The 9,435-nt window shown below is 71.4% G+C and carries 9 protein-coding genes; 5 read left to right on the top strand and 4 right to left on the bottom strand.

The genetic code is table 11. From position 1 onward, the window contains the following. The 4 genes from U870_RS0111715 to U870_RS0111700 form a co-directional block, all read right to left on the bottom strand. Positions 1–632, bottom strand: a 632-nt coding sequence (locus U870_RS0111715) for an amidohydrolase family protein (RefSeq protein WP_025157576.1), incomplete at its 3' end; no start/stop codon positions are given. Continuing rightward, complete coding sequence (locus U870_RS0111710) at positions 629–1,267, bottom strand: FMN-binding negative transcriptional regulator (protein WP_025157575.1); 639 nt, start codon at positions 1,265–1,267, stop codon at positions 629–631. The genes U870_RS0111715 and U870_RS0111710, both read right to left, overlap by 4 nt. Positions 1,268–1,275: 8 nt before the next feature. Next, positions 1,276–2,268 carry an Fpg/Nei family DNA glycosylase gene (locus tag U870_RS0111705; RefSeq protein WP_025157574.1) on the bottom strand — a complete coding sequence of 331 codons (993 nt, stop codon included), beginning with the start codon at positions 2,266–2,268 and terminating at the stop codon, positions 1,276–1,278. After that, complete coding sequence (locus tag U870_RS0111700) at positions 2,268–2,756, bottom strand: ribose-5-phosphate isomerase (protein WP_025157573.1); 489 nt, start codon at positions 2,754–2,756, stop codon at positions 2,268–2,270. Before U870_RS0111700 ends, U870_RS0111705 begins: the two co-directional genes overlap by 1 nt. Before the next feature lie 99 nt (positions 2,757–2,855). Between U870_RS0111700 and pepN the strand changes: the two genes are divergently transcribed. The 5 genes from pepN to U870_RS0111675 all read left to right on the top strand — a co-directional run bounded on the left by pepN (position 2,856) and on the right by U870_RS0111675 (position 9,392). Then, a complete protein-coding gene (gene pepN / locus U870_RS0111695; RefSeq protein ID WP_025157572.1) occupies positions 2,856–5,402 on the top strand; it encodes an aminopeptidase N in 2,547 nt (848 codons plus the stop codon). A 108-nt stretch (positions 5,403–5,510) separates the two neighbouring features. Then, positions 5,511–6,422, top strand: coding sequence for an ATP-binding cassette domain-containing protein (locus tag U870_RS0111690; protein ID WP_025157571.1), 912 nt, complete (start codon positions 5,511–5,513; stop codon positions 6,420–6,422). After that, on the top strand, positions 6,419–7,276 hold the full coding sequence (locus U870_RS0111685) for an ABC transporter permease subunit (protein WP_025157570.1): 858 nt from the start codon (positions 6,419–6,421) through the stop codon (positions 7,274–7,276). Before U870_RS0111690 ends, U870_RS0111685 begins: the two co-directional genes overlap by 4 nt. Further along, entirely contained in the window at positions 7,273–8,718 is a 1,446-nt protein-coding gene (locus U870_RS22565) for a sensor histidine kinase (protein WP_025157569.1), read from the top strand. The genes U870_RS0111685 and U870_RS22565 overlap by 4 nt, the downstream gene beginning before the upstream one ends. Further along, positions 8,715–9,392: a response regulator gene (locus U870_RS0111675; protein ID WP_025157568.1), complete on the top strand. Its 678-nt coding sequence runs from the start codon at positions 8,715–8,717 to the stop codon at positions 9,390–9,392. Before U870_RS22565 ends, U870_RS0111675 begins: the two co-directional genes overlap by 4 nt. The last annotated feature ends 43 nt before the right edge of the window (positions 9,393–9,435 follow it).

Below are 9,435 nucleotides of genomic sequence, written 5' to 3'. Positions count from 1 at the left end.
AACCGCCGCACCCAGGTCCCGAGGTTCCAGCCGTACTCGAGGTCGACGATCCCGACGACGCCACGCCGCGCCGCGGCTCCGGCCGCCTCCGCCGCCCAGCGGTCCAGGGTGGCGTCGTCGGCGGCGCTGAGCTGGCTGGTGACCGCGAAGCTCGCATCCTCACGCACCACGGCGTCGTCGGTCCCGGGAGCGAGGAGCCGGGCCGCGGCCGTGTTCAGCCAGGAGCAGTGCAGGTCGCCCGACATCAGGACGACCGGCCGCTCCCCCGCCGCCGCGTCCAGGAGGGCACGGGTCGGCACGTCGGGCCAGAGGGCGTCGTGGAAGCCGAAGCCGACGAGCACCTCGTCGCGGGGAGCCTCCGCCGCACGACGGCGTACCAACTCCGCCGCTTCCGCCGCGGACGCCGCGCGCGACACGTCCAGCCGCCGGGCGGTCTGCGCCCACTGGGTGAAGTGCACGTGCTGGTCCCAGAGGCCGGGCACGAGCCAGCGGCCATCGAGGTCGAGCGGCTCGGCTCCGGCCCGGTCGAGGCGACCGGCGAGGTCGACCGCCGTGATCCGGCCGTCGTCGAGGCGCACGTCGACCAGGCCCTCGGACCCGGGCAGGCGGGCGCCGGTGAGCAGCAGGCTCATCGAGCGGCGCGGCGGCGGTCGTGCACGATCGTCATCTCGCGCAGCAGGCCCTCGCTGGCGTACGGCCCGTGGCCGGCCAGCTCCAGGAGGATGCGGTCGACGATGTGGTCGGGGCGGTTCTGGCTCATCTTCTGCTTCGCGGAGATCGTCGTGGGGGTCAGGCGCAGGCCCACGGTCCCGGACGAGATCCGCTGGGCGTACGCGGAATCGGCCTCCGTGCCGGCCATCTGCCGCGGCTCCGGGAGCTCGCGCTCGAAGTGGTCGACCAGGCGAGCGAGCACCTCGAGGTTCTCCTCGTCGCTCAGGATCTCGGGCACGCCCGAGAAGTGCGCGGAGATGAAGTTCCAGGTCGGCACCGCGGGCTTGTCGTCGTACCAGCCCGACGAGATGTAGCCGTGCGGGCCCTGCACGATGATCATCAGCTCGTGCTCGCCCAGCTCGTGCAGCTGCTCGTCGGGGCGGCCGACATGGCTCAGCAGGCTGATCCCGTCCCGGGTGTCGTCGAGGATCACCGGATAGTGGGAGGCCACCAGGCCGCCGGCGGTGTGGCTGACGAACGTCGCCCACGGGTTCTCGCGGACGAGTCGCTTGAGCTCCTCCGCGCCGGTGAGGGTGAAACTCGGGTTCTGCCGCATGCCGCCTCCTAGGCCTGATCCTTCGGGCACCAGTACAGCTTGCGGCCGCCCAGCTCCTCCATCACGATGTGGGTCCCGCAGACGCGGCAGGGCAGGCCCTCGCGCTTGTAGACCCAGTGCCGGTCGTCCCGGCTCGCCATCGCCTTGCGGTACGCCTCGTCGTCGAGGCCGTCCATCGTCATCATCTGGCCGGTCGCGACACCGATGCGCAGCAGCCGCACCCAGTCGTGCCAGAGTTCCCGCACGGTGTCCTCCGGGACCTGTTTGCCCGGGGTGTGCGGGTTCTGGCGGGCGCGGAACAGCAGTTCGGCGCGGTAGACGTTGCCGATGCCGCTCACGACGCTCTGGTCCATCAGCAGCAGGGCGATCGCCGTCGGCTTGCGGCGCACGGTCGACACGAACCGCTCCTCGGCCTCAGGCCCGTCGTCGAGCATCGGGTCGGGCCCGAGCTTGGCGATCACGGCGTCCACCTGGGCCGGATCGAGCACCTCGCACGCCGTCGGTCCGCGCAGGTCGGCGACCGCGGTGTCCGTCAGCAGCCGCACCCGCACCTGTCCCACCGGATCGGGCGGGAAGGACGTGATCTCGGCCTCCAGCTTCTCCGACTCCGCCATGCGCAGCCGGGTGCGCCGCGGCGCCCCGATCGAGTGCAGGGAGTTCTCCCCCGCATCGTCGAACACCCGGGCGGCGTCGGCGTCGGTGCCGCGCTGGTTCGTCTGTCCCATCCGGCCGTTGGCGGACGCGATCGTCGGGTCGACGCTGATGTCGCCCGCGAAGTCCCACGCCCCGTAGATGCCCAGGTGGATGCGCAGCCAGAGCCCGCTCTCGAACTCCAGGAACATCTGCTTGCCGACGGCCTTCGCTGCCGTCATGACCTGCCCGTCGATGCGCGCGGCGCCCTCGGCGAAGCGGCCCTGCGGCGACGAGACCGCCACCCGGTGGCCGACGAAGTTTGTCGCGAACTGCCGGGCGATGCGATGGACGGAGTGGCCCTCGGGCATCAGCGGTCCACGTTCTTGCCCGCGATGTCGCCGGTGGCCTCGTACTCCGCGAGCTGGGCGATCCGGCGCACGTGGCGCTCCTCGAGCGAGAACGGCTCGGCGATGAAGAGGTCGATGAAGCGGGTCGCCTCCTCGACGGTGTGCTGGCGGGCGCCGATCGAGATCACGTTCGCGTCGTTGTGCTGTCGGGCCAGCTGCGCCGTGCTGTCGTTCCAGACGAGGGCCGCACGCACGCCCAGCACCTTGTTGGCGGCGATCTGCTCGCCGTTGCCGGAGCCCCCGAACACCACGCCGAGGGCCTGCACGCCGGCCTGCTGGTCGCGCACGACACCCTTCGCCGCGTTGATGCAGAACGCCGGGTAGTCGTCGATCGGGTCGTACTCGGCCGGTCCGTGGTCCACGACCTCGTGCCCCGCGGCCGCGAGGTGATCCTGCAGGTGCCGGCTGAAGTCGAGGCCGGCGTGATCGGTGGCGATGTGGATGCGCATGGGCCAAGTCTAGGGAAGGCCGCCGACCCCGGCGCGCGGGTCGATAAGGTGGATGCGGTGGACACGATCCACGCGAATCTCGTCTTCAAGGAGTCACCGTTGCCCGGAGAAAACCTCACACGCATCGAAGCCCAGGAGCGCGCGTCGCTCGTCCGCACCCACGCCTATGATGTCGTCCTCGATCTGACGACCGGCCCGGAGACCTTCCGCAGCACGACCACCGTGCGCTTCTCCGCGACCGAGGGCGCGTCGACCTTCATCGACGCCATCACCCGCACCGTGCACTCGGTGGTCCTCAACGGCGTCGAGCTCGACCCGGCGCAGGTCGCCGACGGCGTCCGCATCCGGCTGGACGGCCTCCAGGCCGAGAACGTGCTGACCGTCGACGCCGACGCGATCTACACGAACACCGGCGAGGGCCTGCACCGCTTCGTCGACCCGGTGGACGGCGAGGTCTATCTCTACAGCCAGTTCGAGGTGCCGGACTCCCGCCGCATGTTCGCGGTGTTCGAGCAGCCCGACCTGAAGGCGACCTTCGCCTTCACCGTGACCGCCCCCGAGCACTGGGTCGTCGTCAGCAACTCCCCCACCCCCGAGCCCGTCGCGGCCGGCGCGGGAGCGAAGACGTGGACGTTCGCTCCCACGTCGGTCATCTCCTCGTACATCACGGCGCTCATCGCCGGACCGTACGTCTCCGAGCACAGTGAGCTGACCAGCAGCGACGGCCGCACCATCCCGCTCGGCGTCTACGCCCGCGCGAGCCTGGCGCAGTTCCTCGACGCCGACTACATCTTCGAGAAGACCCGCGAGGGCTTCGCGTTCTACGAGGAGCGCTTCGACGTCCCGTACCCGTTCGAGAAGTACGACCAGCTGTTCGTCCCCGAGTTCAACGCGGGCGCGATGGAGAACGCCGGAGCGGTCACCTTCACGGAGACGTACGTGTTCCGGTCCAAGGTGACCGACGCTATCAAGGAGCGCCGTGTCGTCACGATCCTGCACGAGCTCGCCCACATGTGGTTCGGCGACCTGGTGACGATGAAGTGGTGGAACGACCTCTGGCTGAACGAGTCGTTCGCCGAGTACGCCTCCACCCTCGCCACCGCCGAGGCGACCGAATGGCACGAGGCGTGGACCACCTTCGCCGCGATGGAGAAGAGCTGGGCCTACAAGCAGGACCAGCTGCCCTCGACCCACCCGATCGTCGCGACGATCAACGACCTGGAGGACGTGCAGGTCAACTTCGACGGCATCACCTACGCCAAGGGCGCCTCGGTGCTCAAGCAGCTGGTGGCCTGGGTCGGGCAGGACGACTTCCTCGCGGGCGTCTCCGCCTACTTCAAGAAGCACGCGCATGGCAACACCGAGCTGAAGGACCTCCTGGTCGAGCTGGAGGCCACCAGCGGCCGCGACCTCAGCGATTGGTCGGCCAAGTGGCTGGAGACCGCGGGCGTCAACACGCTGCGCCCCGAGATCGAGGTGGACGCGGACGGCGTCATCACCTCGTTCGCCGTGCTGCAGAGCGCCGTCGCCGACTACCCGACCATCCGCCCGCACCGGCTCGCCATCGGCTTCTACGAACTGCGCGACGGCCGGCTGGTGCGCGACCACCGCGTCGAACTCGACGTGGACGGTGAGCGCACGGAGGTCACCGAGCTGGTCGGCCGCGCACGCCCGGCCCTCGTGCTCCTCAACGACGACGACCTGGCCTACGCCAAGATCCGTCTCGACGACGCCTCGCTGGCCGTCGCCATCGAGCACCTCGGCGAGATCGAGAGCCCGCTCGCCCGCTCCCTGGTCTGGGGTGCGGCCTGGGACGCGACCCGCGACGCCGAGACGTCCGCGAGCGACTACGTGCGGCTGGTGCTCGGGAACATCGCGTCCGAGACCGAGTCGACCACCCTCCGCACGACGCTGAGCCAGCTCGGCCTCGCCGCGGGCAGCTACGTCGCCCCGGAGCGCCAGAAGGAGACCGTGCAGGCGGTCGCGACCGCGCTGTGGGAGCTCGCGAAGCAGGCCGAGGCCGGCAGCGACGCGCAGTTCCAGTTCGTCAAGTTCTTCGCCGCGTACGCGTCGACCGACGAGCAGCTGGCCGAGATCGCGGCGCTGCGCGACGGCACGCAGACCCTCGAGGGGCTCACGGTCGACACCGACCTGGCCTGGGAGCTGCTGATCGCGCTGGCCGCGGGCGGTGCCGCCGGCACGGACGAGATCGACGCCGCCCTCGCCGCGGACAACACCGCCAACGGCGGCCAGTTCGCCGCGCAGGCGCGGGCCAGCATCCCCACCGCCGCGGGCAAGCAGGCGGCCTGGGACTCGGTGTTCGGCTCGGACGACCTGCCGAACACGATCGTCCGGTTCACCGGCCTCGGCTTCCAGCGGGCGGCCGACAAGGACGTGCTCGCCGGTTTCGTCGCCCCGTACTTCGCGGCGCTGCAGGAGGTCTGGGCCTCCCGCACCTACAAGATCGCGGAGTACCTCGTCGCCGGGATGTACCCGGCGCCGCTGGCGGACACCGCCCTGCGCGACGCGACCCGTGCCTGGCTCGACGCCACCCAGGAGCCGGCCGCACTGCGCCGCCTCGTGGTGGAGAACCTCGCCGGTGTCGAGCGCGCCCTGGCCGCCCAGGAGCGCGACGCCCGCGCGTAGTCCCGCCGGCGCACGACGCGCCCCCGCACGGAGAAGGGACCCTCGTCCGACCCGGCCTGGTACTACGGGCCGATGGCGGACGGGGGTCCCTCCCTCTACGTTGGACTCATGATTCAACTCGACCGCCTCACCAAGAGGTTCGGCCCCAAGACGGCCGTCGACGGCATCACCGCCACCGTCCAGCCCGGCAAGGTCACCGGCTTCCTCGGCCCGAACGGCGCCGGCAAGTCGACGACCATGCGCATGATCATGGGACTCGACCGCCCGACCTCCGGCGGAGCGACCGTCAACGGCAAGCGATACGCCGACCTGCGCTCCCCGCTGACCGAGGTCGGCGCCCTGCTGGACGCGAAGGCCGTGCACACCGGCCGCACCGCGTACAGCCACCTGCTGGCGATGGCGGCGACGCACGGCATCCCGAAGAGCCGGGTGCACGAGGTGATCGGTCTGACCGGCCTCGACTCTGTCGCGAGCAAGCGCGTCGGCGGCTTCTCGCTCGGCATGGGCCAGCGGCTCGGCATCGCCGCCGCCATGCTCGGCGACCCGGCCACGCTCATCCTCGACGAGCCGGTCAACGGGCTCGACCCCGAGGGCGTGCTCTGGGTGCGTCAGTTCGCGCGGCACCTCGCCTCGCAGGGCCGCACCGTCTTCCTCTCGTCGCACCTGATGAGCGAGATGGCGCAGACCGCCGACCACATCATCGTGCTCGGTCGTGGACGCATCCTGGCCGACGCCCCGGTCGACCAGATCCTCGCGGGAGCCACCCGCAGTGCCGTGCGCGTGCGCACTCCGCAGGTCGACGAGCTCGCCCGGGCGATCGCGTCCGCCGACGTCACCGTGACCGGTGTGGAGTCGCAGCTGATCGAGGTCACCGGCCTCACCGCGGCCCAGGTCGGCGAGGCCGCCGCCCGCTCGGGTGTCGTGCTGCACGAGCTCACCCCGCTGAGCGCCTCGCTCGAGGAGGCCTACCTCGAGCTCACCCACGACGAGGTCGAATACCGCACGGAGGTCGAGAAGTGACCACGACAGCACCCGCCCGCCCGCACGAGCACGCAACGCTCGGCCGCCTCAGCTTCCCGCGGGTCGTCCGCTCCGAGTGGATCAAGCTGCGCACCCTCCGCTCCACGTTCTGGACGCTCGCCAGCGTGGTCGTCCTCGTGGTCGGCATCGCAGCCCTGGTCGCGACGGCCATCCCCGAGAAGTCCGTCCTGTTCGGCGAGGTCCCCCAGGCCCAGCGCGCCGGCGTCGAAGCGCAGGCGGCGGAGTTCGCCACCAGCGCCTCGACCGCCGGGCTCACCTTCGCGGCGCTCGTCATCGCAGTGCTCGGCGTCCTGGTCATCAGCGGCGAGTTCTCCACGGGGATGATCCGCTCGTCGTTCGCCGCCGTCCCGCGACGCTTCCCCGTGTTCGCGGCCAAGGCGCTCGTGCTGTTCGTCGTCTCGTTCGTCATCGGGCTCATCTCGTCCGCCGCCTCGTGGGCGGTCGCGCTGCCCATCCTCAACGGCAAGGGGTACCCCGGCGACCTGCTCTCCTCCGACACCCTCTGGGCGATCCTCGGCGCCGGCGCGTACCTGGGGCTGGTCGCGGTCTTCGCCCTCGGCGTCGGCGCGATCCTCAAGTCGACCGCCGGCGGGATCGCCGCCGCCCTCGGCGCACTTCTGGTGCTCCCGATCATCGCCAACCTCGTCGCCGGCCTGACGAAGACGCAGTGGGTGCAGGACGCCGGCCACTACCTGATCAGCAATGCCGGCACCGGGCTCGCGGGAGTGACCAACGGCACTCTGGAACCGTGGGCCAACGTCGTGACCGTGCTGGCCTGGGCCGGCGTCGCCTTCGTCGTCGGTGCCATCCTGCTCCAGCGTCGGGACGCATGACCCCGTCCCTCCCGTCGACGGACCCGACCCCGGGCGGCCTGGAACTCCCCAGGCCGCCCGGGGTCATCCGTCGTTTCCTCGCCGCGCACCCGCTCCTGGTCGACACGGCGCTCGTCACTGCCTACTTCGTCCCGTCGATCCTGGTGACCGTGGTCACCCAGATCATGACGCCGTCGGTCGGCGGTGCCCTGGCGATCGCGCTCGTCGTCGTCGCGAGCGGATCCTTCTACTTCCGGCGCCACCGCCCGCGCGTCGTCTTCGCCGTCGCGATGCTCGTGCTCGCGTCCAGCACGGTCACGGGTGAGATCGTCGACTTCCTGCCCGCGTTGGTGGCGCTCTACGCCCTCGCCGTCTACCGGTCCACGCGCTCGGCCTGGATCGGCTTCGCGATCACGGCCGCCGTCACGGTCTGCGCACTCTGGGCCCTCTCCCTGCTGGAGCACGCCGGCTTCTACGGAGCGGACCACACCGAGCCGGCCACCTCCACCTTCACCGTGCTGGCGTTCTCGCTGGTCGCCGTGCTGATGGGCAACAACATCGGCGGCCGCCGCCGTTACCTCACCGCACTGATCGACCGGGCCCGCCAACTGGCCAGGGAACGCGACCAGCAGGCGGTCATCGCGGCCGCCGCGGAGCGCAGCCGGATCGCCCGCGAGATGCACGACATCGTCTCGCACAGCCTCACGGTGATGATCACCCTCTCCGAGGGCTCGGCCCGCCTCGCCGACACCGCACCGGAGCGGTCGGCCGACACCATGCGCATGGTCGCCGAGACGGGACGCTCCGCCCTCGGCGACATGCGCCGGCTGCTCGGAGTGCTCCGTGCGGGCGAGGAGCTGGGCGCCGACCACCAGCCGCAGCCCGGCGTCGGCGACCTCGGCGAGCTGATCGAGCGCTTCCGGGCGGCCGGGATGTCGGTCAGGGTCACCGTCACCGGCGATCCCCCCACCGACGTGGGGCAGCAGCTCACGGTGTTCCGCGTGGTGCAGGAGGGGCTCACCAACGCCCTGCGCTACGGCCGGCTCGCCGACACCGTCGAGGTCATCATCCGCTTCCGTCCGGACCGGATCGCGATCACCGTGGAGGACGACGCCGCCATGCGCGGCGACGCCACCGAGGGCTCCGGCCGCGGCCTGATAGGACTGCGCGAGCGGGTGGCGCTCTACAACGGAACCCTCGACGCCGGCCCGCGCGTCCCGGCCGGCTGGCGGCTGCACGCCGAGTTCGACGCCGTGCGACCGGCGGCCCCGGCGGGGTCGCCCCCCGCGTCCGCCACGCCCGAGGCCCTGCACGCCCGGACTGCACGGGCCGACGCTACGCGGGCCGAGCCTCCGCGGGCCGAGCCTCCGCAGGCCGAGACTCCGCAGGCCGAGGCTCCACAGCCCGCTCCGCCCCAGACTCCGACCCCGACCCCGACGACCACCGAGGAGAAGACCCCGTGACCGACACCGCTCCCCTGCGCATCCTGCTCGTCGACGACCAGTCGCTCGTGCGTCTCGGCTTCCGGATGGTCCTCGAGGCCGAGGCCGACTTCCGCGTCGTCGGCGAGGCGGCCGACGGCGTCGAGGCCGTGCGCCTCGCCGTCGAGGTCCGCCCGGACGTGATCCTGATGGACGTGCGCATGCCGTCGATGGACGGCATCGAGGCCACCCGGCGCATCGTCGCGGCCAACCCGGACGCCCGCATCATCATCCTCACCACGTTCGACCTCGACGAGTACGCGTTCGGCGGCCTGCGCGCCGGCGCGAGCGGGTTCCTGCTCAAGGACGCCCGACCCGACGATCTGATCGCCGCGATCCGGGCCGTGGCGGCGGGCGACGCCGCGGTCTCCGGCCGGGTGACCCGCTCCATGCTCGAGCTCTTCGCCGACCGGCTGCCCCAGAACGCGACGAGCGCCTCCGACGACGGCGACGCCGCGTCCGCCCTGACCCCGCGCGAGCGCGAGATCCTGCTCGCGATGGCCGACGGCCTGACCAACGGCGAGATCGGCGCCAAGTTCTTCCTCACCGAGTCCACGGTGAAGACGCACGTCGGCCGGGTGCTCGCCAAGCTGCACCTCCGCGACCGCGTGCACGCCGTGATCTTCGCCTACGACAACGGGCTCGTCGACCGGTGAATCCAGCCCACGCCAAGGCGCGTCTCGCTAGGCTCGGTCGGGT

Origin of the sequence: Leifsonia aquatica H1aii (genome assembly GCF_000633535.1) — a bacterium.
Lineage (GTDB): Bacteria > Actinomycetota > Actinomycetes > Actinomycetales > Microbacteriaceae > Leifsonia > Leifsonia aquatica_A.
Note: the sequence above shows the minus strand (reverse complement) of the source record. Positions and strands in the feature narration are given on the sequence as shown.